Source organism: Roseateles sp. P2_H4 (assembly GCF_056403315.1).
In genome coordinates this window covers 1-26,322 of record NZ_JBFUFR010000049.1, presented here as the reverse complement: position 1 = coordinate 26,322, position 26,322 = coordinate 1, and the positions used below count along the sequence as shown (strand labels likewise).

The 26,322-nt window shown below is 70.1% G+C and carries 29 protein-coding genes and 1 pseudogene; 15 read left to right on the top strand and 15 right to left on the bottom strand.

Annotated elements, in window-relative coordinates:
* Positions 1 to 60 precede the first annotated feature (60 nt).
* Together AC1DW3_RS26670 and AC1DW3_RS26665 are read left to right on the top strand one after the other, a co-directional pair.
* The gene (locus tag AC1DW3_RS26670; RefSeq protein ID WP_477936601.1) at positions 61 to 375 is read left to right on the top strand and encodes a hypothetical protein; all 315 of its coding nucleotides are present in this window, start codon (positions 61 to 63) and stop codon (positions 373 to 375) included.
* 168 nt (positions 376 to 543) lie between these two features.
* Positions 544 to 1,374, top strand: a complete 831-nt coding sequence (locus AC1DW3_RS26665) for an SDR family NAD(P)-dependent oxidoreductase (RefSeq protein WP_477936599.1) — start codon at positions 544 to 546, stop codon at positions 1,372 to 1,374.
* Positions 1,375 to 1,389: 15 nt separating this feature from the next.
* Here AC1DW3_RS26665 and AC1DW3_RS26660 read toward each other — a convergent pair whose 3' ends face one another.
* Positions 1,390 to 2,055, bottom strand: a complete 666-nt coding sequence (locus AC1DW3_RS26660; protein ID WP_477936597.1) for a glutathione S-transferase family protein — start codon at positions 2,053 to 2,055, stop codon at positions 1,390 to 1,392.
* Positions 2,052 to 2,462 carry a DoxX family protein gene (locus AC1DW3_RS26655; RefSeq protein WP_477936595.1) on the bottom strand — a complete coding sequence of 137 codons (411 nt, stop codon included), beginning with the start codon at positions 2,460 to 2,462 and terminating at the stop codon, positions 2,052 to 2,054. The genes AC1DW3_RS26660 and AC1DW3_RS26655 overlap by 4 nt, the downstream gene beginning before the upstream one ends.
* A 92-nt stretch (positions 2,463 to 2,554) precedes the next feature.
* Between AC1DW3_RS26655 and AC1DW3_RS26650 the strand changes: the two genes are divergently transcribed.
* Entirely contained in the window at positions 2,555 to 3,427 is an 873-nt protein-coding gene (locus AC1DW3_RS26650; RefSeq protein WP_477936593.1) for a LysR family transcriptional regulator, read from the top strand.
* 55 nt (positions 3,428 to 3,482) lie between these two features.
* On the opposite strand, the pseudogene AC1DW3_RS26645 reads toward AC1DW3_RS26650, so the two are convergent.
* A pseudogene (locus AC1DW3_RS26645) lies at positions 3,483 to 3,614 on the bottom strand (LysR family transcriptional regulator); the annotation flags it as partial.
* A 99-nt stretch (positions 3,615 to 3,713) separates the two neighbouring features.
* Between AC1DW3_RS26645 and AC1DW3_RS26640 the strand changes: the two are divergent.
* From AC1DW3_RS26640 to AC1DW3_RS26605, 8 genes are all read left to right on the top strand, one after another.
* Positions 3,714 to 4,607: an MBL fold metallo-hydrolase gene (locus tag AC1DW3_RS26640; protein ID WP_477936591.1), complete on the top strand. Its 894-nt coding sequence runs from the start codon at positions 3,714 to 3,716 to the stop codon at positions 4,605 to 4,607.
* Between the two features lie 100 nt (positions 4,608 to 4,707).
* The gene (locus tag AC1DW3_RS26635) at positions 4,708 to 6,873 is read left to right on the top strand and encodes a heavy metal translocating P-type ATPase (protein ID WP_477936589.1); all 2,166 of its coding nucleotides are present in this window, start codon (positions 4,708 to 4,710) and stop codon (positions 6,871 to 6,873) included.
* The gene (gene cueR / locus AC1DW3_RS26630; protein ID WP_477936587.1) at positions 6,870 to 7,277 is read left to right on the top strand and encodes a Cu(I)-responsive transcriptional regulator; all 408 of its coding nucleotides are present in this window, start codon (positions 6,870 to 6,872) and stop codon (positions 7,275 to 7,277) included. The genes AC1DW3_RS26635 and cueR overlap by 4 nt, the downstream gene beginning before the upstream one ends.
* A gap of 58 nt (positions 7,278 to 7,335) precedes the next feature.
* On the top strand, positions 7,336 to 7,773 hold the full coding sequence (locus AC1DW3_RS26625) for a hypothetical protein (RefSeq protein ID WP_477936585.1): 438 nt from the start codon (positions 7,336 to 7,338) through the stop codon (positions 7,771 to 7,773).
* Positions 7,770 to 8,651, top strand: coding sequence for a DUF2145 domain-containing protein (locus AC1DW3_RS26620; protein WP_477936583.1), 882 nt, complete (start codon positions 7,770 to 7,772; stop codon positions 8,649 to 8,651). The genes AC1DW3_RS26625 and AC1DW3_RS26620 overlap by 4 nt, the downstream gene beginning before the upstream one ends.
* Positions 8,652 to 8,661: 10 nt before the next feature.
* Entirely contained in the window at positions 8,662 to 9,117 is a 456-nt protein-coding gene (locus tag AC1DW3_RS26615; protein ID WP_477936581.1) for a hypothetical protein, read from the top strand.
* Positions 9,118 to 9,289: 172 nt separating this feature from the next.
* Positions 9,290 to 10,444, top strand: coding sequence for a helix-turn-helix transcriptional regulator (locus AC1DW3_RS26610; protein ID WP_477936579.1), 1,155 nt, complete (start codon positions 9,290 to 9,292; stop codon positions 10,442 to 10,444).
* Between the two features lie 240 nt (positions 10,445 to 10,684).
* The gene (locus AC1DW3_RS26605) at positions 10,685 to 12,028 is read left to right on the top strand and encodes an aminotransferase class I/II-fold pyridoxal phosphate-dependent enzyme (protein WP_477936577.1); all 1,344 of its coding nucleotides are present in this window, start codon (positions 10,685 to 10,687) and stop codon (positions 12,026 to 12,028) included.
* A gap of 4 nt (positions 12,029 to 12,032) precedes the next feature.
* On the opposite strand, the gene AC1DW3_RS26600 is transcribed toward AC1DW3_RS26605, so the two are convergent.
* The 4 genes from AC1DW3_RS26600 to AC1DW3_RS26585 form a co-directional block, all read right to left on the bottom strand.
* Entirely contained in the window at positions 12,033 to 12,737 is a 705-nt protein-coding gene (locus AC1DW3_RS26600) for a glutathione S-transferase N-terminal domain-containing protein (protein ID WP_477936575.1), read from the bottom strand.
* Positions 12,738 to 12,820: 83 nt separating this feature from the next.
* Positions 12,821 to 13,297: a hypothetical protein gene (locus AC1DW3_RS26595; RefSeq protein WP_477936573.1), complete on the bottom strand. Its 477-nt coding sequence runs from the start codon at positions 13,295 to 13,297 to the stop codon at positions 12,821 to 12,823.
* Positions 13,298 to 13,348: 51 nt separating this feature from the next.
* On the bottom strand, positions 13,349 to 13,702 hold the full coding sequence (locus AC1DW3_RS26590) for a hypothetical protein (RefSeq protein ID WP_477936571.1): 354 nt from the start codon (positions 13,700 to 13,702) through the stop codon (positions 13,349 to 13,351).
* Positions 13,702 to 14,076: a nuclear transport factor 2 family protein gene (locus AC1DW3_RS26585; RefSeq protein ID WP_477936569.1), complete on the bottom strand. Its 375-nt coding sequence runs from the start codon at positions 14,074 to 14,076 to the stop codon at positions 13,702 to 13,704. The genes AC1DW3_RS26590 and AC1DW3_RS26585 overlap by 1 nt, the downstream gene beginning before the upstream one ends.
* A gap of 130 nt (positions 14,077 to 14,206) precedes the next feature.
* On the opposite strand from AC1DW3_RS26585, the gene ubiA reads away from it, so the two are divergent.
* From ubiA to AC1DW3_RS26570, 3 genes are all read left to right on the top strand, one after another.
* A complete protein-coding gene (gene ubiA, locus AC1DW3_RS26580) occupies positions 14,207 to 15,112 on the top strand; it encodes a 4-hydroxybenzoate octaprenyltransferase (RefSeq protein WP_477936568.1) in 906 nt (301 codons plus the stop codon).
* A 2-nt stretch (positions 15,113 to 15,114) separates the two neighbouring features.
* Positions 15,115 to 15,891 carry a substrate-binding periplasmic protein gene (locus tag AC1DW3_RS26575; protein ID WP_477936566.1) on the top strand — a complete coding sequence of 259 codons (777 nt, stop codon included), beginning with the start codon at positions 15,115 to 15,117 and terminating at the stop codon, positions 15,889 to 15,891.
* Between the two features lie 78 nt (positions 15,892 to 15,969).
* Complete coding sequence (locus AC1DW3_RS26570; protein ID WP_477936564.1) at positions 15,970 to 17,595, top strand: S41 family peptidase; 1,626 nt, start codon at positions 15,970 to 15,972, stop codon at positions 17,593 to 17,595.
* Here AC1DW3_RS26570 and AC1DW3_RS26565 read toward each other — a convergent pair.
* The 8 genes from AC1DW3_RS26565 to proC form a co-directional block, all read right to left on the bottom strand.
* The gene (locus tag AC1DW3_RS26565; protein ID WP_477936562.1) at positions 17,592 to 18,614 is read right to left on the bottom strand and encodes a Gfo/Idh/MocA family protein; all 1,023 of its coding nucleotides are present in this window, start codon (positions 18,612 to 18,614) and stop codon (positions 17,592 to 17,594) included. The genes AC1DW3_RS26570 and AC1DW3_RS26565 overlap by 4 nt on opposite strands.
* An 11-nt stretch (positions 18,615 to 18,625) precedes the next feature.
* On the bottom strand, positions 18,626 to 19,657 hold the full coding sequence (locus AC1DW3_RS26560; RefSeq protein WP_477936560.1) for a Gfo/Idh/MocA family protein: 1,032 nt from the start codon (positions 19,655 to 19,657) through the stop codon (positions 18,626 to 18,628).
* Entirely contained in the window at positions 19,647 to 20,798 is a 1,152-nt protein-coding gene (locus tag AC1DW3_RS26555; RefSeq protein WP_477936558.1) for an HPP family protein, read from the bottom strand. The genes AC1DW3_RS26560 and AC1DW3_RS26555 overlap by 11 nt, the downstream gene beginning before the upstream one ends.
* Before the next feature lie 84 nt (positions 20,799 to 20,882).
* On the bottom strand, positions 20,883 to 21,431 hold the full coding sequence (locus tag AC1DW3_RS26550; protein ID WP_477936556.1) for a hypothetical protein: 549 nt from the start codon (positions 21,429 to 21,431) through the stop codon (positions 20,883 to 20,885).
* A 160-nt stretch (positions 21,432 to 21,591) separates the two neighbouring features.
* Positions 21,592 to 22,437 (bottom strand): RnfABCDGE type electron transport complex subunit D, encoded by an 846-nt coding sequence (locus AC1DW3_RS26545; protein ID WP_477936554.1) that lies wholly within the window; start codon positions 22,435 to 22,437, stop codon positions 21,592 to 21,594.
* A complete protein-coding gene (locus AC1DW3_RS26540; RefSeq protein WP_477936552.1) occupies positions 22,437 to 24,041 on the bottom strand; it encodes a DUF2330 domain-containing protein in 1,605 nt (534 codons plus the stop codon). The genes AC1DW3_RS26545 and AC1DW3_RS26540 overlap by 1 nt, the downstream gene beginning before the upstream one ends.
* 30 nt (positions 24,042 to 24,071) lie before the next feature.
* Positions 24,072 to 24,614 carry a chorismate--pyruvate lyase family protein gene (locus tag AC1DW3_RS26535; protein ID WP_477936550.1) on the bottom strand — a complete coding sequence of 181 codons (543 nt, stop codon included), beginning with the start codon at positions 24,612 to 24,614 and terminating at the stop codon, positions 24,072 to 24,074.
* Positions 24,615 to 25,427, bottom strand: a complete 813-nt coding sequence (gene proC / locus AC1DW3_RS26530) for a pyrroline-5-carboxylate reductase (protein WP_477936548.1) — start codon at positions 25,425 to 25,427, stop codon at positions 24,615 to 24,617.
* An 81-nt stretch (positions 25,428 to 25,508) separates the two neighbouring features.
* Here proC and AC1DW3_RS26525 point away from each other — a divergent pair.
* Positions 25,509 to 26,322: alpha/beta hydrolase (locus AC1DW3_RS26525; RefSeq protein ID WP_477936546.1), on the top strand; the 814-nt coding region annotated here is incomplete at its 3' end.

Below are 26,322 nucleotides of genomic sequence, written 5' to 3'. Positions count from 1 at the left end.
TCTGAAGGCACGCGGGAAGATCTGCTCTCTTGCGGCAATCCGGGCACTACGACGCGCGCAGTGTTCTATCGCTTGTATGGCGGCGGCGCCGCTGGTTGGCAGACTATGCATGTCGCTATCCAAAGCGAGAGTCTCAAACCGGAGATCGTGTTGACCATGAGCCACGGCTACGACGTCGAACTTGAGTGGCAAGACAAATCCACCCTCGCAATCGCGTACCCCTCGTCCGCCAACGTGGTCGATTCCAAGCAAGCCTTTGGCGGCGGCACAGTCCATCTACGTTCGCACGATTCAAAAAGCGGTTCCTTGGCCAGTGGTAGTCGTTGCGTTGCCGCCCAACCGGGCACTGCAGCGGACGGCTTCGCCGCCCGCTGAGCACGCACGTGCCTGACGGGCTGATGACGTTGCCGAAGCAGCTGACCGGCACGAGCTGAATCAGGGCGCCGGAAAAAGCAGCAGCCTCGTCGGCGGCCTGATCAGCGCACGTCCGGAGATCGCCTTGCCGGCTGTATCGTTGGCGCCCGCACAAGGGAGCCCTGCCCGATGAAGCTCGACCAACAAACCGCGGTGCTGACCGGCGCCGCCAGCGGTATCGGCAAGGCTCTGGCGCACAAGTTGGCGGCGCGGGGTTGCCATCTCGCACTGATCGATCGGGATGCCGCCGGCCTGGCGGCGACGGCGGCGGATGTTTCGAGATCGGGGCTGAGGGTCAGCCAGCATGTGCTCGACCTGACCGACGGCGAAGCCATCCGGTCGCTGCCCGCTGCGGTGCTGCAGGCGCATCCCCAGGTCACGCTGCTGGTCAACAACGCCGGGGTTGCCGTGGGCGGGACCTTCGAGCAGGTCAGCGAAGCGGACTTCGACTGGCTGATGAGCATCAACTTCGGCGCCGTCGTGAGGATGACGCGCGCCTTCCTGCCCCTGCTGAGGTCCAGTGCCCAGGCGGCCCGCATCGTCAATGTGTCCAGCCTCTTCGGCCTGGTTTCTCCACCCGGCCAGGCGGCCTACAGCGCCAGCAAGTTCGCGGTGCGTGGTTTCTCCAATGCGCTGCGCCAGGAGCTGCGCGGCAGCAATGTGGGTGTGACCGTGGTGCATCCCGGCGGCGTGGCCACCGCCATTGCCGTCAACGCCAGGGTGCCCGAGGGCATGGATCCCTTAGAGCTGGCGCAGCGCCAACGGGAGATGGCCCGCCTGCTGCGCATGCCGCCCGAACGCGCGGCTGAAACGGTGGTGAGGGGCATCGAGCGGGACAGCGCGCGCGTGCTGGTCGGCAGCGACGCGTGCTTCGCCTGCCTGCTTGAGCGCTTGATGCCGGTGGCTCACTGGCCCCTGCTCGAGAGGCTCATCGCGGCGGCCGGCCGGCAGCGGCATTGAAGGCGTCCTGAGTCCCTAGGCCAGGCTCACGTCCAGCCGCCGCGACAGCGCGCCACCGCGTTCGAGCAGAAAGCCGCGCAGCCGCTCGGCATAGCCTGCCGACACGGCCTCGCGCACCGAGGGCCGGCCGGCCAGCGCCACGCGCCAGGCCTGCACACGTGGCAGGCCATCGAACAGGCCTGCGGGCGGGATGACGTCGAAGTAGCGAAACACCGGACCGAACACCGCGTCGACCAGGCCGAAGCGGCGGCCGGCAAACCAGGGGCCGTCCACCAACTGGCTTTCCAGCTGCTCGAAGCGCAGACGCAGCGCGGCATAGGCGCGGTCCAGCGCTTCATCGTCGCCCGCGCTGTAGAGCACGGCGATGCCGCTCAGCACCGCCGAGCCGAATTCCATCCAGGCACGCTCACGCGCCCGCGCCAGCGCTTCGTCCGGATGCAGGCGCGGCGGCTGCGTCTCGTCGAGGTATTCGCAGATGACGGCCGACTCGAACAGCGTCTCGCCACCCACGCTCAGCACCGGCGTCTTGCCCAGGGGCGACAGGCGCAGGAACCAGTCCGGCTTGTGGGCCAGGTCCACCTCCAGGCGTTCAAAGGCCACGTTCTTCTCCTTCAGCACGATGGCCGCGCGTTGGACATAGGGGCACAGGGCGTGGCTGATCAGCGTGAGAGCGGTGCTCATGCGGCCTTCCAGGTGAAGCGGGCGCTGCGCTTGAGGGCGGCGGCGCCATCGCCGGCCAGCCACAGCACGACGGACATCGCGGCCAGGAAGGCCGGGTACTCCCAGCCGCCGCCCGGGGCATTGAAGACCCAGCCGTTGGGCGCATGCACCCAGGCCGCGCCGAGCAGGACGGGCACCAGGGCCAGCGCGATCTGACGCGGATACACGCCCGCCAGCAGCAACAAGCCACCGACCGCCTCCGCTGCAAACACGACATAGGCCAGCGCCCCTGGCAGGCCCTGACTGGCAAAGAACTGCGCCGTGCCCGGCAGCGTGAAGACGAAGAGCTTGAGCCCCGCATGCGCGAGGTACATCAGGCCAAGGGACAGGCGCAGCAGCAGCAGGCCGAGAGAGGTTGAGGGAGCCATGGGGCATCTCCAGAAGGGTGTTGCGATGCAGCCAATGTAGATAGGCATCAAGCGCATGAAAATACGCAAATCAGCCAACTCAGATTGCAGCCATGCAATACCAACTCGCTCCCGCCGACCTCGCCCTCGTCCTCGCCCTGCACCGCGCGGGCACGCTGGCGGCGGCGGGCGAGCGACTAGCCGTCAACGCGTCCACGGTGTTCCGCATGCTGCAGCGGCTGGAGCGCGGCCTGGGCCAGGCGCTGTTCGAGCGCGGCCGGCGCGGCTACAAGGCCATGGAGCTGGCGCGCGCGCTGGCGGCCCAGGCCGAGCAGGTGGAAGCGGCCCTCGAAGCCGCCCGCGCCGCCGCCCAGGCCCAGCCCGGCCAGGCCGCCGGCACGGTGCGCATCACGACGACGGACACGCTGCTGCACGGCCTGCTGGCACCCGCCCTCGCCGCCCTGCACGAGGCCCAGCCGCGGCTGCAATTCGAGCTGCACACCGGCAACGAGCTGGCCAGCCTGACGCGGCGCGATGCCGACATCGCGCTGCGCGCGACGAGCAAGCCGCCCTCACACCTCATCGGCCGCCGCGTTGGCCCCATCCGCGTCGCCCTCTACGCGGCGCGATCAAGCGCCATCAGGCACTGGGACCAGGTCGAGGCCGGCGACGCGGCCTGGGTCGCGCCCGACGACGGCCTGCCCGAGCACCCCTCGGTGCGCTGGCGGCAGAAGCACTTCCCGACGCTGCAACCGGCCTTTCGCACGGGCAGTGTGCAGAGCGTGGCCGAGCTGGTGGCGTCGGGCCTGGGCGTGGGCGTGCTGCCCCTCTTCCTCGCCGAACCGCGGCGCGAGCTGCGGCGCTTGACAGAGCCGTTGGACGAGGCCGAGACCGACCTCTGGCTGCTGACCCATCCGGAGACCCGCCACCTGCAGCGGGTGCAGGCGGTGTGGAGCCATCTGACGGCGACGCTCCAGCTCAGCTGATGCGATCCCAGGGTGGCGCGCTCCCACGGCCAAAGCGCTCGGCCAGGAAATCCACCTCGGTCAGGCTCAGGCGCCGCGTCGTGCGGTGCAGCAGCCGCGCGCCCAACCAACCTTCCATCGCCGCGAGATAGCGGCTGCCCTGCTCGACGACGGTCAGGAAGACGCGGGTGGCAGTCAGTCGGGCCATTCATTCGATTAATGCAATGAATATTCGATTGAAGTGGGCTTTATCGATCAAATCGCGATAAATACAGTGGACCCGGTCCACACCAACACCGGAAACGCCATGTCCTTCTTCCAAGCCCGCCGCTTCGCCCGCCTGCTGCTGCCGACACTGGCTGCCGTCGCCACCGGCGCCGCCACGGCCCAGGCGCCCGCCGCGCCGCTGACCCTCAAGGTCTACAACGCCGATGCCGGCAGCTTCCACGTCAATGCCGTCGTCGTCAGCGGCAAGACCGAGGCCGTCGTCATCGACAGCGGTTTCACCCGCGCCGATGCGCTGCGCGTGGCCGCCAATGTGCTGGACAGCGGCAAGGCACTGAAGGCCATCTTCATCAGCCAGGCCGACCCGGACTTCTATTTCGGCGTCGAAGTCCTGAAGAGCCTCTTCCCCGACGCGCAGGTGCTGACCACGCCCGCCGTGCGCGACAAGATCCAGGCCAAGCTGGCCGCCAAGCTCAGTTTCTGGGGCCCCAAGATGGGCGCCAATGCGCCGCGCCAGCCGGTGCTGCCGGTGGCGCTGACGGGCAACACGCTGACGGTCGACGGCGAGGCCATCGAGGTGCGCGGCACGACCGGCGTGCTGGCCCACCGGCCGTGGCTGTGGATCCCGTCCAGCCGGGCCATCGTGGGCAATATCGCCGTCTTCGGCAATCTGCATGTGTGGACGGCCGATACGCAAAAACCCGCCGAGCGCGCCGCTTGGGCGGCCCAGCTGGACGAGATGCTGGCGCTGAAGCCGGCCGTCGTCGTGCCCGGCCACATGGCCGCCGGTACGGCGCTGGACGAAGGCGCCATCCGCTACACCCAGGCCTATCTGCAGCGCTTCGAGGCCGAACTGCCCAAGGCCGCCAACGCCAGCGCGCTGATCGCGGCGATGCAGCAGGCCTACCCGCAGGCGGGCCTCGGCATCGCGCTGGACATCGGCGCCAAGGTCAACAAGGGCGAGATGCCCTGGTAAGCCCCGCCCGCCGCGAGGTGGGGGCTTTCGGCGCACACTGTTGACCTTCCCACGATGGGAAGGCTGAGGATGGCAACACATCCTCACCGGAATGCCCGCCATGACCCCCTCCTCCGCTCTCAACGACGTGACGCTGCAAGTCAGCGGCATGAGCTGCGCGTCCTGCGTGCGCCGCGTCGAGAAGGCCCTGCAGGCCGTCCCCGGCGTGCAGGAGGCCAGCGTCAACCTGGCCACCGAGAAGGCCAGCATCAAGGCCCTGCCGAATGTGCCGATCGCCTTGCTGACGGCGGCCCTGGGCAAGGCGGGCTATCCGGCCACGGCCGTCGAGGCCGCCGCGCCGCCGGTGCAGCAAGCCCGCAGCGCCCTGCCCGCCTGGTGGCCGGTCGCCGTGGGCGCGGCGCTGAGCCTGCCGCTGCTGCTGCCCATGCTGCTCGGCGTGATGCTGCCTGGCTGGCTGCAATTGCTGCTGGCCACGCCCGTGCAGTTCATCCTCGGCGCCCGCTTCTACCGTGCCGGCTGGGCAGCGCTGCGGGCCGGCAGCGGCAATATGGACCTGCTGGTGGCGCTGGGCACCTCGGCGGCCTATGGCCTGTCGGTCTATCTGCTGGCACGCCATCCCGGCCATACCCACCTCTACTTCGAGGCCTCGGCGGCCGTCATCACGCTGGTGCTGCTCGGCAAATTCCTCGAGCAGCGCGCCAAGCGCCAGACGACCGACGCCATCCGCGCCCTCAACGCCCTGCGGCCGGCGACGGCGCGCGTGTTGCGTGGCGAGGCTGAAGTGGAAGTGCCGGTGGCCGAGGTGCGCGTGGGTGACCTCGTCGCCGTGCGACCGGGCGACCGCATCCCGGTGGACGGCGAGATCGTCTCGGGCCGCAGCCATGTCGACGAATCGCTGATCACCGGCGAAAGCCTGCCCGTCGCCAAGTCAGAAGGCCAGCGGGTGACCGGCGGCGCCATCAATGCCGAAGGCGCGCTGTCGGTGCGCACGACGGCCATCGGCGCCGAGACGGCGCTGGCCCGCATCATCCGCATGGTCGAGTCGGCCCAGGCCGCCAAGGCGCCCATCCAGCGCATCGTCGACCGCGTCAGCGCCGTGTTCGTGCCCATCGTGCTGGTGATTGCAGCGCTGACCTTCGTCGGCTGGTGGCTGCAGGCGGGCGACGCCGAACAGGCCCTCGTCAACGCGGTCGCCGTCCTCGTCATCGCCTGCCCCTGCGCCCTGGGTCTGGCCACGCCGACGACGCTGATGGCCGGCACCGGTGTCGCCGCGCGCCAGGGCATCCTCATCAAGGACGCCGAGGCGCTGGAGCTGGCCCACGCGGTGACCGTCGTCGCCTTCGACAAGACGGGCACCTTGACGGTCGGCCGGCCGACCTTGACCGCCGCCCTGCCGGCCGAAGGTGTCAGCCGCGAAGCGCTGCTGCAATTCGCCGCCGCGCTGCAGCGCTCAAGCAGCCACCCGCTGGCCCTGGCTGTGTTGGCTGAGGCGAAAGGGCTGGTTGCCCTGCCCATCGAGCAGGCACGCGCCCTGCCGGGTCGCGGTGTCGAGGGCCTCGTGCAGGGGCGCCGGCTTGCGCTTGGCAGCGCACGTCTCGCGCAGGAGCTGGGTGTCAAGGCCTCCACCGAGGCGCAGCAGCTGGAAGCCCAGGGCCACACCGTCTCCTGGCTGGTCGAAGGCGACCGTCTGCTGGGTCTGCTGGCCTTTGGTGATCGCGTGAAAGACACCGCTGCGGCGGCCATCGCCGAGCTGCACTCGCGCGGCATCCGCACCGTCATGCTGACCGGCGACAGCCGCGGCGCGGCGGCCGGCGTCGCGCGCCAGCTCGGCATCACCGAGGTCCACGCCGAGGTGCTGCCCGGCGACAAGGCCGCCGCCGTCCAGGCCCTGCGCGACGGGGGTGACGTCGTCGCCTTCGTCGGTGATGGTCTCAACGACGGCCCCGCGCTCGCCGCTGCATCGGTGGGCTTCGCGATGGCCGGTGGCGCCGATGTGGCGACCGAGGCCGCCGGCGTCACGCTGATGCGCGGCGACCCCCGCCTGGTGGCCGATGCGCTGGACATCTCGCGCCGCACCTCCGCCAAGATCCGCCAGGGACTGTTCTGGGCGTTTGCCTACAACGTCGTCGGCATCCCGCTCGCGGCGCTGGGCCTGCTGAACCCGGTCATCGCCGGCGCGGCCATGGCCTTCAGCAGCGTCAGCGTCGTCGCCAATGCACTGACCCTGAAGCGCTGGCGCGGCCGCGCCACGGCGGCCGCGCGATGAACATCGGCGACGCAGCGCGCGCCAGCGGCGTGTCGGCCAAGATGATCCGGCACTACGAGAGCATCGGCCTCGTGCCGCCGCCGGCACGCAGCGAGGCGAGCTACCGCGTCTACGGCGAGCGCGAGGTGCACCTGCTGCGCTTCATCCGCCACTCGCGCGACCTGGGCTTCTCGCTGGCACAGATCCGCGCGCTGCTCGGCCTCTGGCAGGACCGCGAACGCCCCAGCCGTGAGGTGCGCGCGCTGGCCCAGCAGCATCTGGACGAGGTGGAAGCCAAGCTCGCCGAGCTGCAGGCGATGAAGTCGACGCTGCAGCAGCTGGTGCGCAGCTGCCACGGCGACGAGCGCCCCGACTGCCCCATCCTCGACACGCTGGAAGGCGGGCTGGAAGACGGCTCGCGGTAACAAAGCGCTGACACATCCGCGCTATCGTTGCCCATCCTCATCAGACCGCGAGCCCACGATGCGCCTTCTCATCCTTCTCGCCTCCCTGGCCCTGGCCGCGCACGCCGCCCAGGCGGCGTCCACCGCGACCTCCTCCGCGGCAGACGCCGGTTCGTCAGCATCGGGCAGCGTGTCCGACTCCTTCAGGGGCTCGTCCAACAGCAGCAGCGGCGGCGAACGCCGTGCCGAAGGCCGCTACCGCGTCACCGAAGTGGCCCAGGCCGACACCGCCGGCAAGCTGCGCCTGAAGCTGGAGCGCGAGGGCGCCGCGCCCGTCGAGCTGACCCTGCCCCAGCAGGCCCTGGCCGCGCGCGCCGTCACCGTCGGCGACGAGGTGCAGGCCACGCCCCAGCCCTATGGCATCGCCTTCGCCCATGCCGACACCGGCCAGGCCTTCTTCCTCGTGCTGGAAGACGCCTGGGCGCGTGAGCTGGCGGCGCGCGTCGTCAAGCCTTGATCCGGACCGCCGTCGCGGCGCTGCTGCTGCTGACGGCGGCCACCGCCCGGGCCGGCCTGCCGCCCCGGGGCTGCGACCCGGGCCGCCACATCACCGCCGCCCAGCAGGATCGGCTGCTGCGCTTCACGGCCGTCATCCGCCAGGTGCTGGCCGAGTCCGGCACCCAGGCGGCGCTGATCTCGCGTTCCGGCACCGACCTGTCGCGCTTCGGCCTGCGCTATTCCCACGCTGCCGTCGCGCTGGCCGACGGCCTGGACACGCCCTGGGCCGTGCGCCAGCTCTACTACGCCTGCGCCGAAGGCCAGCCCCGCCTCTTCGACCAGGGCCTCGCCGGTTTCGTGGCCGGCAGCGACAACACCGACGTCGGCTATGTGAGCCTGCTGCTGCTGCCTCCCGAAGCCGCCGCGGCGGTGGCCGCCGCCACGCTGGACAAGCCGCTGGCCCTGGGCCTGCTGAACGCCAGCTACAGCGCCAACGCCTACCCCTTCAGCACCCGCTACCAGAACTGCAACCAGTGGGTGGCCGAGTTGCTCGCGGCCGCCAGCGCCGGCCCCCTCACGCGCGAGGAGGCCCAGGCCTGGCTCAAGCGCGAGGGCTATGCGCCCGAACCCGTGCAGGTGTCGGCCTGGCTGATGCTGGCCGGCCGCTTCGTGCCCTGGCTGCATTTCAACGACCATCCGGACGAGGCCCTGAACGCCGGCACGGTGCAGACCAGCCTGCCCGACAGCCTGGAGGCGTTCGCGCGGCGCCGCTGGCCGACGGCGCGACGCGTGGAGCTGTGCCACGGGCCCCAGGGCGTCGTGCAGCGCGAGGGCGGCCCGGCACTCGCGACGGGCTGCGTGCCGCAGCCGGGCGACCGCGTCACGGCCCTGAACTGAAGCCGCCACGATGCCCGACGCCACCGCCCGCCAGGTCGCCGACCTCATCGCCCGCTACACGCCCGAGATGGCGGAGGCGATCACGGCCTGCCGGCGCAAGCTCTGCGCGCGCGTCCCCAAGGGCTTCGAGCTCGTCTACGACAACTACAACGCGCTGGCCATCGGCTATGCCTGGGCCGACAAGGCCTCGGCCTGCCTGGTGTCCATCGCCGGCTACCCGCGCTGGGTGACCCTGTTCTTTCTGTACGGCAAGGGCCTGCCCGATCCCGAAGGCTTGCTCCAGGGCGAGGGCGTCAGGGTGCGCAGCATCCGCCTGCAGTCGCCCGCCGACCTCGACCGCCCCGCCGTGCGCCGCCTGCTGGACCTGGCCCTGGCCCCGCACGAGCCCGACTTCGCCGCCGCGCCACCGTTGCAGACCCTCGTCAAGTCCGTGGCGACCCAGCGGCGGGCCCGACGCCCCCTTTGAAGGGGGTCGCGGGCCTGGATCACCAGAAATGATGATCACAGGCAGCGGCACGCTGCCTACCATGCGGCCGCCCATGGGGAGGGAGCCAGGGGGGCGCATGCCGGCGACGCCGTTGCCAACGGACCGTCAGCCCGGCATGTCCTGGCAAACCGACAAAGAACGGTCCGCTTCGATGAAAGCCAACACTTCGGCAGACACCTCGCTGGCCGGCTTCGACCGGCTGCTCGGCCTTCTCTATGAAGCCGTGCTGGCGCCCGAGGGCTTCCAGCCCTTCATCGAGGCCTGTTGCCAGTCCTTCAATCTCAAGGCCGTCCTCGTCTTCGTCCGCCACGCCGAGACGCAGGAGGCCCGCTTCCTGTGGACCCACGGTTTCGACCGCCGCTGGCTGGACAGCTATGCCCTCGAATACGCGCCCGAGGACCTGCTGTCGCTGCGGATGGCCCAACTGCCCATCGCCGCCTTCTACGCCAGCAACCTGGACATTCCCCACCCCGAGCGCTTTCCGGAGTCGCGCTTCTACCGCGAATGGATAGTGCCGCAAGGCGTCGCCTATGCCGCGGCGAGCAACATCCTGCGCGAGGGCCCCTGGCTGACCCAGATGTTCCTGCAGCGCGCACCGAGCCAGCCGCCGTTCAGCCGGGACGAGATCGAGGTGTTCGACCGCCTGGTGCCGCATATGCAGCGTGCCTTCCAGATGCGGCAGCGCTTCACCGACATGCAGCTGGGCCAGAACCTGCTGGCCAGCAGCCTCGACGTGCTGGCCATGCCGACGCTGCTGTTCGACGAGTTCGGCCGCCTGGCCCACAGCAATCGCAGCGCCGACGCCCTGCTCGCGAGCCGGCGGGCGCTCTGGGTGCAGCATGGGCACCTGGTGACCCGGGATGCCGAGGCGACGCGCAATCTCAACCTCGAGCTGACCAAGGTCCTGCGCGCCAGCCAGGGCCAGGCGTCGGCGTTGAGCAGCGTCGTGTCCCTGCCACGGCGCGGCCAGGTGCCGCTGGTGCTGATGCTGACGCCGATGCGGCTCAAGGACGAGGCACGCCTGCAGGGCGCGGCGCTGCTGTTCGTCTTCGACCCCGAGGCCACGCCCAGCGTCACGGTGGACACGGTGCGCCAGTTGTTCGGCCTCAGCCAGCGGGAGGCCGAGGTGGCCGCCGCCCTGTGCTCAGGCCGCACCCTGGACGAGCTGGCCGCCGAGCGCGGAACCTCCATCAACACGATCAGGACGCAGTTGAAAAGCGTCTTCACCAAGACCGGCACCAGCCGCCAGGCCGACCTCGTCTCGCTGCTGCTGGGCAGCCCCGCCTATTTCCTGGCACGGGACTGAAGGCCGCGGGGCCAGGCCTTGCCAACTACCCCCTCTCCAGGGGGCATCGTGCGCGACTCATCCAAATGGGTGAGGTCGAGCAAAAGCCTTCTCCCTAGAGTCGCACGCTCACGATGGCCTGACGCGCGGTCCCGAGTTGCAGCTCCCGATGGCGAATTCGACAGAAGTGCGGATGTCAACCGCACCGACCGTGCGCACAGTCCATCACACAACACAACCAGCTTTTCTCGGGGGGCCGCTATGGACGAATTGATGGAACGGGTCGTGGAAACCACGGCGAGGGAGGAGGACTCCAGCAACGACGGGGCCGAACTGCGAGGTTCGTCCTTCGACTACCTGACGCAGCCCGGCGTCAGCCTGGCCGCCAAGGCCCAGGCCTTCCATGCCTGGGCGAGCAACCGTGTGGCGCACGGCGTCTTTCCCTATGCCAAGCGCCTGGGCGGCCGGCCTGGCGCCACCGCCGAGCTGACGCTGCTGGACGGCAGGCGCCATGCGGGGCTGAACTTCTCGTCGCAGGAATACCTGTCGCTGGCCCGCCACCCCAAGATCTGCGCGGCGGCCCAGACGGCGATGGAGCGCTACGGCGTGCACAGCGCCGGCTCCACGGCACTGGCCGGCAATGTCGAGGAAGCCGTCGCGCTGGAGGCCGAGCTGGGCGAGCTGCTGCGCACGCCCGAGGTGCTGCTGTTCCCGACCGGCTGGGCCGCGGGTTTCGGCGCCATCAAGGGCCTGGTGCGCGAGGCCGATCACATCATCATCGACCAGCTGGCCCACAACTGCCTGCACGAGGGCGCGCGGGCGTCGACGCCCAACGTCCACCTGCATCGCCATCTGGATGTCGACCACGTCGAGCGCCTGCTCAAGCGGGTGCGCCAGCGCGACCCGCACAACGGCATCCTCGTCGTCACCGAGGGCTGCTTCTCGATGGACGCCGACTCGCCGGACATCGCGCGCCTGCAGGCCCTGGCGCACGAGTACGGGGCCCTGCTGATGGTGGACGTGGCGCATGACCTGGGCTGCATGGGCGCCAGCGGCGGCGGCCAGCTCGAGATGCAGGGCATGCTCGGCAAGGTCGACCTGGTGATGGGTTCCTTCTCCAAGACCTTCGCGTCCAACGGCGGCTTCGTGGCCAGCCACGACCGCGCGATCAAGGAGTACCTGCGCTTCTATGCCGCGCCCAACACCTTCTCCAACGCGCTGTCGCCGGTGCAGGTGGCCATCATCCGCGCCTGCGTGGGCATCGTGCGCTCCAGCGAGGGCGTGGACCGGCGCGGGCGGCTGATGCGCGCCATCGTCGGCCTGCGCGGCGCGCTGACCGAACAGGGCATCGTCGTGCTGGGCCATCCCTCGCCCATCGTGCCCGTCATGCTGGGGCATGACGCGACGGCCCGCGTGGCCAGCCGCGAGATGGCCGAGGCCGGCCTGCTGGCCAACCTCGTCGAGTACCCGGCCGTGTCGCTGAACAGCGCCCGGCTGCGCATGCAGGTCATGGCTGACCACACACCGGCATTGGCGCAAACCGCTGCGCGCATCGTGGCCGACTCGCTGCAACGTGCCCGTGTGGTGACGGGCGAGGTGCACTGACCGTTCAGTCGCGGGCTGGGATCTTCAGCCCGCGCTGGACGGCCGGTCGGGCCAGGAAGGCCTGCAGCACGCGGTCGACTTCCTTGAAATCGTCATAGCCGACGAGGTCGCGCGCGCCATAGAACCCGATCAGGTTGTTGACCCAGGGCCAGGTGGCAATGTCGGCGATGGTGTACTCGTCACCGACCAGCCAGTCGCGGCCCTTCAGCTGCACATTCAGCACGTTGAGCAGGCGCCTGGACTCGGCGATGTAGCGGTCGCGCGGGCGCTTGTCCTCGTAGTCCTTGCCGGCGAACTTGTGGAAGAAGCCGACCTGGCCAAACATCGGCCCGACGCCGCCCATCTGGAACATCAGCCACTGGATGGCTTCATAGCGGCGGGCCGCGTCCTTGGGCAGCAGCTGGCCGGTCTTGTCGGCCAGGTAGATCAGGATGGCGCCGCTCTCGAACAGCGGCAGCGGCTGACCGCCCGGACCGTTGGGGTCGATGATGGCCGGGATCTTGTTGTTCGGATTCAGCGACAGGAACTCGGCGCTGAGCTGGTCGTTGGTGTCGAACTTCACCAGATGGGGCTCATAGGCCAGGCCGATTTCCTCCAGCGCGATGGCGACCTTGACGCCGTTGGGCGTGGGCAGGGAATAGAGCTGCAGGCGGCCCGGGTGGGCCGCGGGCCATTTCTTGGTGATGGGGAAGTGGCTGAGGTCGGTCATGGTGGGGTCAGGGGCGAACGGAGTCGGGCGACTTTAGGGGCGCCTCGGATGGCCGTGCGTCGGCCAGGGAATTGGGAAATGCGTCAGCGCCGCGCAGCCAGCAGCTGCCTGACGCCGATGATCAGCAACGCAAGCGCACCTGCCGCGACGCAACCCCAGTGCAGCGCCGACAGGGACACGATGCGGTGCAGGCCGTTGGCGGCCGAAAACGGCTGCAAGGGCTGGATGTCGGCATGCATGACGCTGTCCAGCAGCACATGCGACCAGGCGCCGAGCAGCGCGCCGAGAGCGACCTGGCGCAGCGTCAATCGCAGCCGGGTCGCGATGGGGGGCAGACGCAGCGCCAGCCAGAACAGCGCGGTCAGCCCGAGCCAGACCAAGGTCGCGCCGACATAAGTGTGCAGGAAGGCATGCACCGGCTCGCGATGGTGGACCAGGTTGTAGAGGGACTCCACGTCGATGAAGACATTGGCCGCGCAAAAGGCAAGAAAGCTGACCTGCCGCGGCGCGATGGCCTGCAGCGCGGCGCCGGGGCCGAAATGGAAAGGGGTGATGGGCATCGGCGGTCAGTAGCGCTCTACATGCTGGGACGAGCGTAGGCCGTGGCGCGCTCAGCGCACCCCGGCCGGCTTGCGCGTGGCCTGGCAGAACTTGGCCTGTGCGGCCTTGTCCTCGGGTTCGACGCGCGGCTCGAACCCCGCCAGGGCCTCCGTCACGCGGGCGTTGCCTTTGTATTTCTGCTTCAGCCGGGCCAGCTCGGCGTCGGTGCCGGGGCAGCTCTGGCAGACCGACCAGTCGATGTCCTTCTGGCGCTCGGCGTCGAACCCGCGCTGGCCGCGGTAGTGGTCACAGGCCTCGCGAGCGTCGACGAAGGTCTGGACCTCCTTGGGCAGCGGCGCCGGCGCGGCCCAGGCCGCCAGTGAGACCCAGAAAAACAGCGCTGCCGCCGCCCGGCTCATGACCATCAATACCGCTCCACATGCGCCGACGCCCGCGGCCCCGGCTCATAGGGGTCAGGCCAGTAGTCGGTCACGCGCAGGATGAGGCCGTCCTTCACGTCGAACAGGGTCAGGCCCATCATGGGCGGCGCACTGCTGATGAAGCTGATCTGGGTCATCGCGCTGCTGTCGTCGGCGATGCACCTCAGCACCTCGACCCGCCAAGGTTGGGGCCAGGTGGCGAAGAAGTCCACATAGCCCAGCGCGCTGCGGATGCGCTCGCGGCTTTGCGGGGCCTCGTAGAGCAGATCGGGGTGCAGCAAACCGCCCAGGGCCGTCCAGTCCTGGGCGTTGGCGAGCTGCCAGTGCAGCAGCACGAGGTCACGGGTGGAGATGCTCATCGGCGGCTCCTGTTCAGTGGACGTCCTTCAGCCTTCATTTCAAATCAACGCGAGACAGCCAGGGCAGGCGGTAGGACTATGCCCCCGTGGGGATTCGTGCGCGACCCCCGCATCGCGTGAAAATGTCGCCATGTCCACCATCGCCCCCGCCGCCAGGCCGCCCTCGCGGCTCGCGCTCTATCTGCAGCTGATCCGCTGGGACCGCCCCGCCGGCTGGCTGCTGCTGCTGTGGCCGACGCTGTCGGCGCTGTGGATCGCTGCGGACGGCTGGCCGGGCTGGCATCTGCTGGCCGTGTTCACGCTGGGCACGGTGCTGATGCGCTCGGCCGGCTGCTGCGTCAACGATGTGGCCGACCGCGACTTCGACCGCCACGTGCAGCGCACGGCCGGCCGCCCCGTGACGACGGGCGCGGTGTCGGTGAAGGCAGCTTTGATCCTCGGCGCCGTGCTGTCGCTCGTGTCCTTCGGCCTGGTGCTGACCACCAACCCGCCAGCCATCCTGCTGAGCTTCGCGGCCCTGGCCGTGGCCATTGCCTACCCCTTTGCCAAGCGCGTGCTGGCCATGCCCCAGGCGGTGCTGGGCGTCGCCTTCTCCTTCGGCATCCCGATGGCCTTTGCCGCGGCCCTGGGCGGCATGGAGTGGAACCTGCACGCGGTGCCGCTGTCGGCCTGGGCCCTGCTCATCGCCAACCTGTTCTGGGTACTGGCCTATGACACCGAGTACGCCATGGTGGATCGCGACGACGACCTGAAGATCGGCCTGCGCTCCTCGGCCATCGCGCTGGGCCGCTGGGATGTGCCCGGCATCATGATTTTCTACGCCGCCTACCTCGCGATGTGGGCCGGCCTGGGCCTGCGCCTGGGCCTGGGTCGCTGGTTCCTGCTCGGCGTCGCGGTGGCCGCGGCCCAGGCGGCCTGGCACTACACGCTGATCCGCCGGCGCAGCCGCGCGGGCTGCTTCACCGCCTTCCGCTCCAACCACTGGCTGGGCTTCGCCGTCTTTGCCGGCACCGTCGTGGATCTGGCCCTGCGCTGATCATGGACACCCGGCGCCGCCTCCTGACCCTGGGTGCCGCCGCGCTGGCGCCGGGCTGGGCGCGCGCTGAAGCCCCCGCGTCCGCACCGGCCGGCGGCACGCTGGTGCTGGTCAACGCCGTCTACCCGCCGCTGGTGAACCCCCAGGGCCATGCCAGCGGCGAAGGCATCGACATCGAGATCGCCCGCGAGGCCTTGAAGCGCGGTGGCCATGCCGGCGCCATCGAGATCCAGTGGGTGCCCTGGAAGCGCGCTCTCTTCATGCTGGAGCGCGGCACGGCGGACTTCACGACGACGGTGAACTACAGCACCGAGCGTGACCGCTTCCTGCGCTGGAGCGTCAGCTACCGGGCCGGCAAGAACTATCACTTCTACACGCGCAGCGGCTCGGGCCTGAAGCTGGAACGGCTGCAGGACCTGCGCGGCCTGAGGCTGGCGGTCAGTGCGGGTTACATCTATCCGAAAGCGGTGCTCGAGCAGGTGGACGGCCACGTGGAGTACGCGCGCGACGTCAGCACCGCAGTACAACTGGTGGAGCGCGAACGCGCCGACGTCGTCATCGTGACGGCGCTGGTGGGCTTGTGGGAGGTGCGCCATCTCGGCCTCGTCAGCCGGCTGGACCGCCAGCCGCTGCAGCACTTCAACCCGGAGCCCACCTTCATGGGCTTCTCCAAGAACAGCCCGCGCAGCATGGCCGCGCTCGCTGCCATGGACATGGGGCTGGCGAGCATGCAGCGTGACGGAAGCATCACGCGCATCGAGAAGCGCTACGTGCGCTAGGCCGCCTGGGCTGCCTAGGCCCTAGACTGCCGGCCCGAAGCGGCCAAGACCGCTTGCGTTCATTCAGGGAGTTTGTTCATGTCCTATCCGTTCCGCGGCGCCGCCGCGTTGGCCGTCCTTTTGCTGCTGGCAGCCTGCGGCGGCGGTGGCGGGCAGGCGGGCACGCCCCTCCTCGGGCCGGCAACCGGCTCGGGCGCTCCGAGTTCGTCGGGCCCTTCAGGTTCGTCGGGCAGCGCCCCCGGCAGCAGCGGCAACGCCTCCCCCGATCCCGCCGGTCCCTCGGCCAGCTTCGCCCAGCAATGCGCGGCCAACAACACGCTGGCGGCCGGCAGTCTGCGCACGTCGACGCTGGAGACCGAGAAGAAATGGCTGCGCGCCTACTTCGACGAGGCCTACCTCTGGCGCGACCAGGTTCCGCAGGTGAATCCTGCGCAGCCGGCCTACAGCGGCGCCGATGCCCATGCGGCCATGGACGCCTACTTCGAGGCACTGAAGACGACCCAGACCACCGACACCGGCCAGCCGCGCGACCGGTTCAGCTTCACCTATCCGACCGCCCAATGGACGGCGCTGGCCCAGAACGCCATCGAGGCCGGCTATGGCATCGAGTGGAAACTGACCAACCCGCGGCCGCCGCGGCAGATCCAGATCGCCTATGTCGAACCCGGCAGCCCCGCCGCTCGCGCGGGCCTGAAGCGCGGCGACCAGCTCGTCAGCGTGGACAGCGTCAGCGCCGACGTGGGCGACGCATTCGGTGTCGACGCGCTGAACGCCGCCCTCTTTCCCGACTTTGCCGATGCGCAGCACGACTTCGTCTTCACGCGTGGCGGTACCACCCTCAGGCAAGGCCTGACCAGCGCGACCCTCACCAAGACGCCGGTGCCCATCACCCGCGTCGTGACCACGCCGCAGGGCACGCGTGCCGGCTATCTGCTGTTCAACGACCACATCGCGCCCGCTGAAGGCCAGCTGATCACGGCGATGCAGGGCTTCCAGGCCCAGGGCCTGCGCGAGCTGGTGCTGGACCTGCGCTACAACGGCGGTGGCTATCTCTACATCGCCAGCGAGCTGGCGACCATGATCGCCGGCACCACGCGCACCGCCGGCCAGGCCTTCGAGACGCTGAAGTTCAGCGCCAGGCGCAGCAGCGAGAACGAGGCCACACCCTTCTTCAACACCTCCTGCATCCTCGTCGGCAACCGCTGCACCCAGGAGCAGCCGCTGCCGGCGCTGAACCTGACGCGCATCTATGTGCTGGCCCAGTCGGGCACCTGCTCGGCCAGCGAGGCCGTCATCAACGGCCTGCGCGGCGTGGGCGTGGAGGTCGTGCTGGTCGGCGGCAAGACCTGCGGCAAGCCCTATGGCTTCACGGCCAGGGACAACTGCGGCATCAGCTATTTCCCCATCGAGTTCGCCGGCGTCAATGCGCAGGGCTTCGGCGACTATGCCGACGGCTTCGAGCCCACCGCCAGCGGCACGGCCGGCACGCGCTTCGTCAAGGGCTGCCAGGTGGCCGATGACACGCTGCACGCGCTGGGTGACACGTCCGAGGCCATGCTGTCCGCGGCCCTGCGCCACATCGATACCGGCGTCTGCCCGGCATCGACCAGCGCGCGGGCCCAGAGCGCAGTCCGCGGCGACGGCGCACCGATGACGCTGCAACGCCACCCGGCGCGCAGCAACCGCTTGTTGGTGGCACGTTAGGCCGCCTGCAGGAAACGGGCTCTTATGGCATCCATCCAGCCCAGCAGGGCCAGCGTCTCTTCGTGCGGCATGCGTGGGCTCTCCAGCAGGCCGGCACGGATGCAGCTCTGAGCCTCGGCAATCTCGCCCTCGAAGCCGTTGATGACGAAGGGGGCGTGGACGCGCTCCGGCCGCGACGGGTGCGCGTCGAGTTCCACCACTTCGGCAGACGAGAAACCCCGCGGAAAGCGCAGCGCCGCCCGACTGCCCAGCACCTCGAAGGCATTCGCCGACGCGGCGTCGAAGCCGCAGCGGAACTGCGACGTGACGCCGCCGGGGAAGTGCAGCGTCACGTTGACGGCCGCGTCGACGCCGGTCGGCGCCAGCCTGGCCCGCACGTCCATGGCTTCGGGCTCGGGGCAGACACCGCCATTCATCTGCTGCAGCACCCAGCGCGTCACGGCGAGGTTGTAGATGCCGATGTCCCACAGGGCGCCACCGGCCAGCGCCGGGTTCCACAGCCGGTGCCGAGGGTCGTAGTCGGCCGCGAAGCAGAAGCTCGATTGCATGGCACGCAGCTCGCCAATGGCCCCCTCGCGCAGCCAGCGACCGGCGATGTCATAGGCGGGCAGGAAACGCGTGCACAGCGCCTCCATCAGGAAGACGCCCTGCCGGCGCGCGAGGTCCACCAGGGCCTGACCCTCGGCGCGCGTCGTCACCAGCGGCTTTTCGCACAGCACGGCCTTGCCGGCCTGCAACGCGGCGCGGATGTATTCGCCGTGGTGGGCATGGGGCGTGGCGATGTAGACGGCGGCTATGGACGCGTCGTCCAGCAGCTCGGGCAGCACCGTTGTCACGCGCGCCGGCGCCTCGCCTTCGCGCTGCCACTGCGCGGCATAGGCCCGGCCCTTGGCCGCGTCGCGCGCGAACACGGTGGCGAGGCGAGCGCCGGGCACGGCGGCCAAGGCGGCGGCAAAGTGGTTGGCGATGCCGCCGGGGCCGATCACGGCCCAGCGGAAGACGTCGTCGTCGCCAGCCATCGCAGAGGGCTTCAAGCCTGGTTGACGCCGCCGGGGAAGCGGGCACGGATGGCGTCCATCCAGCCCAGCAGGCCCAGCGTCTCGGCGTGCGGCATGCGCGGGCTCTCGACCAGGCCCTGGCGGATGCAGGCCTGGGCCTCGGCGATCTCCCCCTCGAAGCCGTTGATGACGAAGGGCGCCTCGACGCGCTCGGCCGGTGCCTTGCGCGTGACGAGCTCGACGGCCTCGGCCTGCCAGAAGTCCAGCGGGAAGCGCAGACCGGCCTTGGAGCCCAGGGCCTCGAAGGCATTCACCGAGGCGGCGTCGAAGCCGCAGCGGAACTGCGAGGTCACGCCGCCGGGGAAGTGCAGCGTCACGTTGACGGCCGCGTCCACGCCGGTCGGTGCCAGCTTGGCGTGCACGTCGATGGACTCCGGCTCGGGGCAGACGCCACCGTTCATCTGCTGCAGCACCCAGCGCGTCACGGCCAGGTTGTAGATGCCGATGTCCCACAGCGAGCCGCCGGCCAGCGCCGGGTTCCACTGGCGGTGCAGGGGGTCGTAGTTGGCCGCGAAGCAGAAGCTCGATTGCATCGCGCGCAGCTCGCCGATGGCGCCGTCGCGCAGCCAGCGGCCGGCCAGGTCATAGGCGGGCAGGAAACGCGTCCATAGCGCCTCCATCAGGAACACGCCGCGGGCGCGGGCCAGGTCGATCAGGCTCTGCCCCTCGGCGCGCGTCGTCACCAGCGGCTTCTCGCACAGCACGGCCTTGCCCGCTTCCAGCGCGGCGCGGATGTATTCGCCATGGTTGGAGTGGGGCGTGGCGATGTAGACGGCGTCAATGGACGGGTCGGCCAGCAGGTCTGGCAGCGCTGTCGTCACCCGCGCGGGCGCCTCGCCTTCGCGCTGCCACTGCGTCGCATAGGCCTGACCCTTGGCCGCGTCGCGGGCGAACACGGCGGCGAGGCGGGCACCGGGCACGGCCGCGAGGGCGCCGGCAAAGCGGTTGGCGATGCCGCCGGGGCCGATCACGCCCCAGCGGAAGATGTCGTTGTCATGGGCCATGGCTGAGGGCTTTCACGAGGTCGGATTGGGTGAGGATGCCGACGAGCCTTGCCTGCTCGCCGACGATGGGAATGTGGTGATGGCCGGTGGCCGAGAACAGCGGCACCAGTTCGGCGATGGCGCGCTCGGCGCTGGCCACGCGCACCTGGCGGCTCATGATCTGGCCCACCACCTCGGGCTTGGTGGAATGCGTGGCGGGCGACGGCTTCAGCAGCGTCTGCAGCCGGCCGGCCAGGCCCTCGCGCTGCTGGCCTTCGGCCGCGCGCATGAAGTCGGCCCGCGTGACGATGCCGACGATGCGCTGCACGCGGTCCACCACCGGCAGGGCCTTGATGCGGTGCTGCTGCAGCAAGGCCCAGGCCTCGGCCAGCGACGTGCCGAACTCGACCGTGACGACGGGGCTGGACATGATGTCGGCGCAGCGCAGGCCACCCAGGCGGTTGCGATAGCTCAGCAGCTCGGCCTCGTGCAGCAGGTCGGCGAGGTCGTCGCGCGGCACGTCCAGCACCTGGTTGTAGCGGGCCAGCACGGCGTCCAGTTCGGCATCGCCAAAGCGCGGCGGCGCGACGTTGGCGCCGGTGGCGGGCGGCGGCGCCGTGACATGCTGGGCATGCGGGTAGCGGCGGCCGGTGAGGGTGTTGTAGACCATGCCGGCCAGCACCAGCAGCAGCGAGTTCAAGGCCACCGGCACGAAGGCGAACTGCCAGTCGTGGGTGGCCGTCAGCACCATCAGCAGGCTGGCCGCGCCGCCGGGCGGATGCAGGCAGCGCAGCAAGAACATCGCGGCGATGGCCAGCGCCACGGCAACGGCCGCCACCCCCAGCGGCGGCAGCGGCAGCCAGAGCATGCAGGCGATGCCGACCAGGGCCGACAGCGTATTGCCGCCAAGCACGGCCCAGGGCTGGGCCAGCGGGCTGGCCGGCACGCCGAAGACGAGCACGGCGCTGGCACCCAGCGGCGCGACCAGCCAGGGCAGGCCGGGCGCCATGGCCAGGTGGCTCAACAAGCCGGCCAGCAGCAGGCCAAGGCCGGCCCCGAGCACGACGCGCAGGCGCTCGCGCGCATTGACGGCCTGCGGCGCGGGCCGCAGCGCGTTCAGCAGGGCGAGGACACGGTCAGGCAAAGAGGCGACAGCGGACATGGGCGGCGGGGCTGAATAGCCAAGGCCGCCGATTGTGTCCGCCGCCGGCGCTCGCGCCGGTTCAATCAGGTTTCAGATAACTCGTCAGGCCTTGGCGAGCAGGCCGGTCATCTTCACCTTCAGCACCAGGGCCTGGGCGCGGCGCTCCTTGGTCGCGGCGCGCTGGTAGGCGGCTTCGGCCTTTTCGCGCAGAGCCACGGCTCGCTCCAGGGCTTCCTGGTAGCGCTCGACCGTGTAGGTGTTCTCGGTGCCGATGTAGACGCTGCGCGCCAGCGGCGTCTCGCCGAAGCGGGGCAGGGTCACAGCGAAGCTGCAATCACGGACACGGCTGCCGGCGCGCTGGCGCACGATGGGGCCGGAGATGCCCGAGGGCAGGTCGCTCTGCTTCTTGCGGCTGGGCGTGCGGCGCAGGCGCGAAGGCGCCGGCAGCGTCGCGATGCGCTTGAGCAGCTCCTTGGTGGCCATGGCCAGCGCCCGCCGCGCACCGCTGCCGTCCTGGCTGTGGTCGGAGAACAGCTTGGTGCCGCCGTAGCGCAGCTGCCAGCCATGGGTCGACAAATGGTCGATTCTTTGAATGCATTGCGGCACGACAAAGTGCTCGCCGCTGAAGATCACCACATCACGCGTATTCATCACTGCCCCCAGTGTCATCAGCCCACCTGTTGCGTCATTGCGCGGTGGGTCTACTAACGCCCCTCTGATACGGACTGAGTTTATGGGGGTTTATGGGCGCGGTGCGAATTTATGACGCCATGAAAACAGTTTCATCAAAAGCGCGTCAGCTCAATGACAGCTAAGCAGCCGTCTGCGCGGTTTCACCTAGGGTGGATCCCCAGGAAAAACGGCGCTGTGGCCAGAAGTGGTTGATCAGCGGCACACCCAGGCTGGCCACGAAGAGCACCACGATGAGGCCATGCGGCCGGAACCACAGGTATTGCCAGCTGAAGGCGCCCACCGCCACCGCGACGGCATAGGCCAGGCGCGCACTGCGGCGCTGCGGCGTCGTCATCGGGTCGGAGATCATGAAGAAGGCGAACAGCAGCACGGCGCCATTGCCGATCTGCTGCAGCCACATCGCCGCGCCCGGGTCCCAGGCATAGCCCAGCCAGACGAGGCGGCCGGCCAGCAGGGCCGCCCAGCTGGCCAGGAAGACCAGGCTGACATCCCAGCGCTGCGCCTGGCGCGTGACGACCAACCCGAGGGCGATGAACCACAGCGCCGCCAGCGTCTGCGCGCCCCACTGGCCCGGGCTCAGCCACGCGCCGGGCAGCCAGGCCCAGGCGGCGAAGGCCGCCAGGTTGGCGGGGTTGAAGACATGGCTGCGCACCTCGCCGCGGCCGGCGCGCAGCAGGTATTTGCTGCTCATCGCGACGGCCGCCAGCAGCGGATGGGCCCAGAGGTTCTCGGCACGCACCAGGATGCAGATGCCGAAGGACGAGACCAGGGCACTCAGATAGCCGCCCCAGCGGCGGCGCTGCGGCAGGCCCAGGCCCCATTGCCAGGCGGCCTGGGCCAGCAGGGCGGCGCCAAAGCAGAGCACGACCTGGGCCGGGCCGATGGCGAAGTCGCGTGCCAACGCGCCCAGCGTCAGGAAGCTGGCCAGGAAGGCAATCTGCAGCCAGCGGGCGTCGATGCGCATCAGCGCGTGCCGAAGAGGCGCTGCCACCACGACTTCTCGGCGGCGGGCGCCGGGCTGCTGCTGTAGCGCTGCGCATCGGGCAGGGCGTCGATGCGCGCCAGGCTCCAGCCGGTCAGCTGGGCCAGCGCCAGCTTCTCGCGCTGCAGGCGCTCGGGCAGTTCGCGCTGGTAGTAGTTGCCGGCGGCCTGCAGGCCGGCCTGCTTGGCCGCGGTGCAAACCGACTCGCAGTCGCGCTGCAGCACGGTGGGGTCGCTGGAATCCACGCCGGGCTTGATGCGGCCTGTGCCCTTGTCGCGCAGCCAGTTGGCGACCTTGGGCTTGCACAGCGCCGTGCAGTCCTGGCCGTTGAGGCTGGCGAAGCAGGCGCCCAGCGTGCCCTCATAAGGCTGCTGGACGACCTGGCGCACCTGCCAGTTCTGCTGGTCGGAGGTCTGCGTCAGCATCAAGTCCTCGGGGAAGCTGCTGGCCGTGTAGCGCAGATGCAGCCGCGTGACCATGACGGGCGAGCCGCCCCAGCCGCCGCGGCGGTTCATCAGCGCCGCGTCCATCTTGCCGGCCTCCGCACCCGGCGTGACCAGGGCCTTGAAGTTCTGCACCGGATCGCCGCCGCCGACCCAGAAGGCGCCAAGCTTGCGCTGCTCCTCCACCGTCAGCGGATCGGCCGCGCAGGGGTCGCAGAAACCCATGTTCCAGAAATATTCGGTGAAGACGACCCGGTAGTCTTCGCGACGCGCCTGCTCGCTGAACATGTCCTGGTAGACCTGCTTGAACACCGGCTTGGCGAAGAAGGGGATGTTGACGCCGGTGGGCAGGCGGGCGGTGCGGTAGCTGCTGCTCTCGACGCGGCCCTGGCGTGTCAGCGTGTAGACGATGAGGTCCTGCGGCTTGTCGGGCGGCGCGTTCAGCAGCCCCAGGCGCATCGGCAGCATGAACTTCTCGCTCTCGAAGGCGAACTGCAGCGGGCGCAGCAGGGTGTAGCCGGTCTGGGCCTGGTTCTTCAGGTTGACCTTGGCGACGAAGAACTTCATGCCCTGATTGATATAGGGCTTGAGCGCCGCGCTGGCGCCCTTGGGGATGCGGTAGCCGTTCTCGGTCAGCCAGGTTTCCAGGCCGTCGGACTGCGTGGCCGACAGGCTGACGATGTCGTATTCCTCCAGCGTGTAGGCGGCCTCGACGGTGACGCCGAGAGCGGCGTCGCGGACGGCAGCGGGCATGGCCGACATTGCCATGACGGGCATAGGCTGCATGGGCGGATAGATCTTCTCGCCCCAGCTGAAATGAAACTGGCAGGGATCGGGATCGCGGTACTCCGCCAGCCGCGGCGCCGAGAAGGCGTCCAGGTGCTCGACGACCACCTTGTCCACCACCCTCACCTGGCCCTCCCGGATGACCTGGGGCGTCGGCACGACGAGGGCAAACTCGGTCAGTGCGCCCTTGTAGTCGTTGACCATGGTCAGCACGGTGCGCGGGCCGTCGCGGGCGATGACGACCTGGCTGGCCTCGTTGAACAGCGAGGCGTCGGCCTTGCCGGCGTAGAAGCCGCAGAAGGCCTGGGCGGACAGGCTCAGCGACGCCAGCACGGCGGCGCAGACGAAACGGCGCATGAAGGGCCCCCCGGTGTTGTGCTGGCGACTCTAGCGGCCGCGCCGCCCGGGGCGTTGTCCGGCCAAACCCGGATCGAACAGTTCCATCACCCGCAGCTGGGCGCCGCTGCGGCTGAACACCGAGTTGCGCGACCACAGCATTTGCGGCGACATGGGCTCGCCGGTGGCCGCCAGCCACTGCCGCTCGGCATGGCGGCGCGCATGGCCGTGGCGGGACAGGCGGCGTGGCTGCAGCTCGCTGCGGTGGATGCGGTAGTCGTCGTAGAGCAGATGCGCCAGCGGCTTGGTGCCCAGGCCCTTGAGCGCCCGCCAGGGGCCGGTGGTGGCGCGCTGKTGCACGGCAGAGCGCGCCCAGACCAGCGGCTCGCCGTCGACGCGCAGGATCACCTCGCGCACGACGGTCAGGCCGCGCGGCGGCAGGCCCAGGGCCGCACGCTCCGGCGCCCGGAACGGCGCGACGCCCTGGCGCAGCACCTGCACCTCGAAGCGCTCACCCAGGCGGGCCAGGCGGCGGCTCAACGAGCCCGGCGCCCGCAGCCAGTCGCGCAGGCTCTCTCTGGTCGCGATGCCCATTCAGCCGAATTCACGGCCCAGCTCGGCGGCGCGCTTCTGCGCGGCCAACACCGCGCGCCGGATCGCGGCGTCAACGGCATCCGCCTGCATCGATGTGATGGCCGCATGCGTCGTGCCACCCTTGCTCGTCACGCGTTCGCGCAGCGTCGTCGGCGACTCGTCGGAGGCCAGGCCCAGGCCGGCCGCGCCGGCGCAGGTCGCCAGCGCCAGGCGCCGGCCTTGCTCGGCCGTGAGGCCCATGTCGACGGCCGCGGTCATCATGGCCTCGACGAAGAAGAAGAAATAGGCCGGGCCGGAGCCCGACAGCGCGGTCACGGCATCGAGGTCGTCTTCGCGCTCGACCCACAGCGTCTGGCCGGTCGGCTTGAGCAGGCGCTCGACGGTGGCGCGCTCCTCGCCCGATACCGCGGGGCGTGCGAACAGGCCGGCGATGCCCTTGCCGATCAGCGCGGGCGTGTTGGGCATGGAGCGCACGACGCGCTCGCTGCCGGTGGCGGCCACGAGGGACTCCGAGCGGATGCCGGCCATGACCGACAGGTGCAGGGCCCCGCCCAGCCAGGCCTTGATCGGCTCGGCGGCGGCGCCGAAGAGCTGGGGCTTGACGGCCCAGACGATGGTGGCGGCCTGGCCCAGGCCCGCATCCCCCGCGGCCAGCGCCGCGACGCCGAACTCGCCGACCAGCTTCTCGCGTTGCGGCGCATAGGGTTCGACGACGATGAACTGGGCGGGCTTCATGCCGGCGCGCAGCAGCCCGCCGATGATGGCGCTGGCCATATTGCCGCCGCCGATGAAAGCGATCGTTTCTGCACTCATGGAGCGCAAGTCTAAGGGCGGGTTTTTCTGAAGGCTGACGAGAAACAAAGCAGCGACGCGGCGCAGCTATCGTTGCGGCTCATGAGCCTTCCACGCCCCCACCGCCGCCTGCTTCTCCTGTGTGCCCTCGCCCTGGCCGGTTGCGCGGGCGGCCCGCCAGCGCCCAAGCCCTGGGCCGAGACGGCCACGCGCGAGCTGAACCTGTCGCTGAGCAGCTTCGAGCTGCAGGGCCGGCGCGTGACCCTGACGCGCAGCGCCGGTGCAGCGGGGCCACTGCCCGTCGTCATCTATCTGCCGGGCCTCGGCCAGGGCGGCGAGACCGGCCAGCGCTGGGCCGCCACCTGGGCCCAGGCCGGCTATGCGGTGCTGGCCGTGCAGCCGCTGGAGGAGGATGCCGCCGCCTGGCGCTCCAGCCTGGCACGCAGCGGTGAATTCCGCGAGCTGGGCCTGCTGCACTATGGCGACGCGATGCGGGCCGAGCGCCTGGCGGCGCTGCAGCGCCTCGCCACGGCGCTGCGCGGCCAGGCCACCCTCGGCGTGGCCCTGGACTGGCAGCGCACGGCCGTGGCTGGCTATGAGATCGGTGCGCAGACGGCGCTGGACCTCGGCCGCGACGACGCCGGCTGGCGGCCCCAGGCGGTCATCGCGATCAGCCCGCCTGCGATGGACGCGCAGGCCGCCGTGCCGCCGGCCCTGCTGATCACCAGCGACAACGATGGCGACGCCCTCGGCCTGGTCGCCCGCCCGGCCGAGCGGCGCCGCGCCTTCGACACGCTGCGCCCGGGTGCCGGCTGGCTGCTGAACCTGCCCGGCACCTCGCATGCGGCGCTGTCCGGCACGCTGGCGCCCGAGGGCTGGYATGTGCAGGACCAGCACCGCGGGCGCGACGCCCCGG

Bases quoted from the DNA above. Each gene is read 5' to 3' on its own strand.
- AC1DW3_RS26665 (WP_477936599.1), top strand. From the start codon at position 544: ATGAAGCTCGACCAACAAACCGCGGTGCTGACCGGCGCCGCCAGCGGT.
- AC1DW3_RS26660 (WP_477936597.1), bottom strand. From the start codon at position 2,055: ATGAGCACCGCTCTCACGCTGATCAGCCACGCCCTGTGCCCCTATGTC.
- AC1DW3_RS26655 (WP_477936595.1), bottom strand. From the start codon at position 2,462: ATGGCTCCCTCAACCTCTCTCGGCCTGCTGCTGCTGCGCCTGTCCCTT.
- AC1DW3_RS26650 (WP_477936593.1), top strand. From the start codon at position 2,555: ATGCAATACCAACTCGCTCCCGCCGACCTCGCCCTCGTCCTCGCCCTG.
- AC1DW3_RS26640 (WP_477936591.1), top strand. From the start codon at position 3,714: ATGTCCTTCTTCCAAGCCCGCCGCTTCGCCCGCCTGCTGCTGCCGACA.
- AC1DW3_RS26635 (WP_477936589.1), top strand. From the start codon at position 4,708: ATGACCCCCTCCTCCGCTCTCAACGACGTGACGCTGCAAGTCAGCGGC.
- cueR (WP_477936587.1), top strand. From the start codon at position 6,870: ATGAACATCGGCGACGCAGCGCGCGCCAGCGGCGTGTCGGCCAAGATG.
- AC1DW3_RS26625 (WP_477936585.1), top strand. From the start codon at position 7,336: ATGCGCCTTCTCATCCTTCTCGCCTCCCTGGCCCTGGCCGCGCACGCC.
- AC1DW3_RS26615 (WP_477936581.1), top strand. From the start codon at position 8,662: ATGCCCGACGCCACCGCCCGCCAGGTCGCCGACCTCATCGCCCGCTAC.
- AC1DW3_RS26610 (WP_477936579.1), top strand. From the start codon at position 9,290: ATGAAAGCCAACACTTCGGCAGACACCTCGCTGGCCGGCTTCGACCGG.
- AC1DW3_RS26605 (WP_477936577.1), top strand. From the start codon at position 10,685: ATGGACGAATTGATGGAACGGGTCGTGGAAACCACGGCGAGGGAGGAG.
- AC1DW3_RS26600 (WP_477936575.1), bottom strand. From the start codon at position 12,737: ATGACCGACCTCAGCCACTTCCCCATCACCAAGAAATGGCCCGCGGCC.
- AC1DW3_RS26595 (WP_477936573.1), bottom strand. From the start codon at position 13,297: ATGCCCATCACCCCTTTCCATTTCGGCCCCGGCGCCGCGCTGCAGGCC.
- AC1DW3_RS26590 (WP_477936571.1), bottom strand. From the start codon at position 13,702: ATGGTCATGAGCCGGGCGGCGGCAGCGCTGTTTTTCTGGGTCTCACTG.
- AC1DW3_RS26585 (WP_477936569.1), bottom strand. From the start codon at position 14,076: ATGAGCATCTCCACCCGTGACCTCGTGCTGCTGCACTGGCAGCTCGCC.
- ubiA (WP_477936568.1), top strand. From the start codon at position 14,207: ATGTCCACCATCGCCCCCGCCGCCAGGCCGCCCTCGCGGCTCGCGCTC.
- AC1DW3_RS26575 (WP_477936566.1), top strand. From the start codon at position 15,115: ATGGACACCCGGCGCCGCCTCCTGACCCTGGGTGCCGCCGCGCTGGCG.
- AC1DW3_RS26570 (WP_477936564.1), top strand. From the start codon at position 15,970: ATGTCCTATCCGTTCCGCGGCGCCGCCGCGTTGGCCGTCCTTTTGCTG.
- AC1DW3_RS26565 (WP_477936562.1), bottom strand. From the start codon at position 18,614: ATGGCTGGCGACGACGACGTCTTCCGCTGGGCCGTGATCGGCCCCGGC.
- AC1DW3_RS26560 (WP_477936560.1), bottom strand. From the start codon at position 19,657: ATGGCCCATGACAACGACATCTTCCGCTGGGGCGTGATCGGCCCCGGC.
- AC1DW3_RS26555 (WP_477936558.1), bottom strand. From the start codon at position 20,798: ATGTCCGCTGTCGCCTCTTTGCCTGACCGTGTCCTCGCCCTGCTGAAC.
- AC1DW3_RS26550 (WP_477936556.1), bottom strand. From the start codon at position 21,431: ATGAATACGCGTGATGTGGTGATCTTCAGCGGCGAGCACTTTGTCGTG.
- AC1DW3_RS26545 (WP_477936554.1), bottom strand. From the start codon at position 22,437: ATGCGCATCGACGCCCGCTGGCTGCAGATTGCCTTCCTGGCCAGCTTC.
- AC1DW3_RS26540 (WP_477936552.1), bottom strand. From the start codon at position 24,041: ATGCGCCGTTTCGTCTGCGCCGCCGTGCTGGCGTCGCTGAGCCTGTCC.
- proC (WP_477936548.1), bottom strand. From the start codon at position 25,427: ATGAGTGCAGAAACGATCGCTTTCATCGGCGGCGGCAATATGGCCAGC.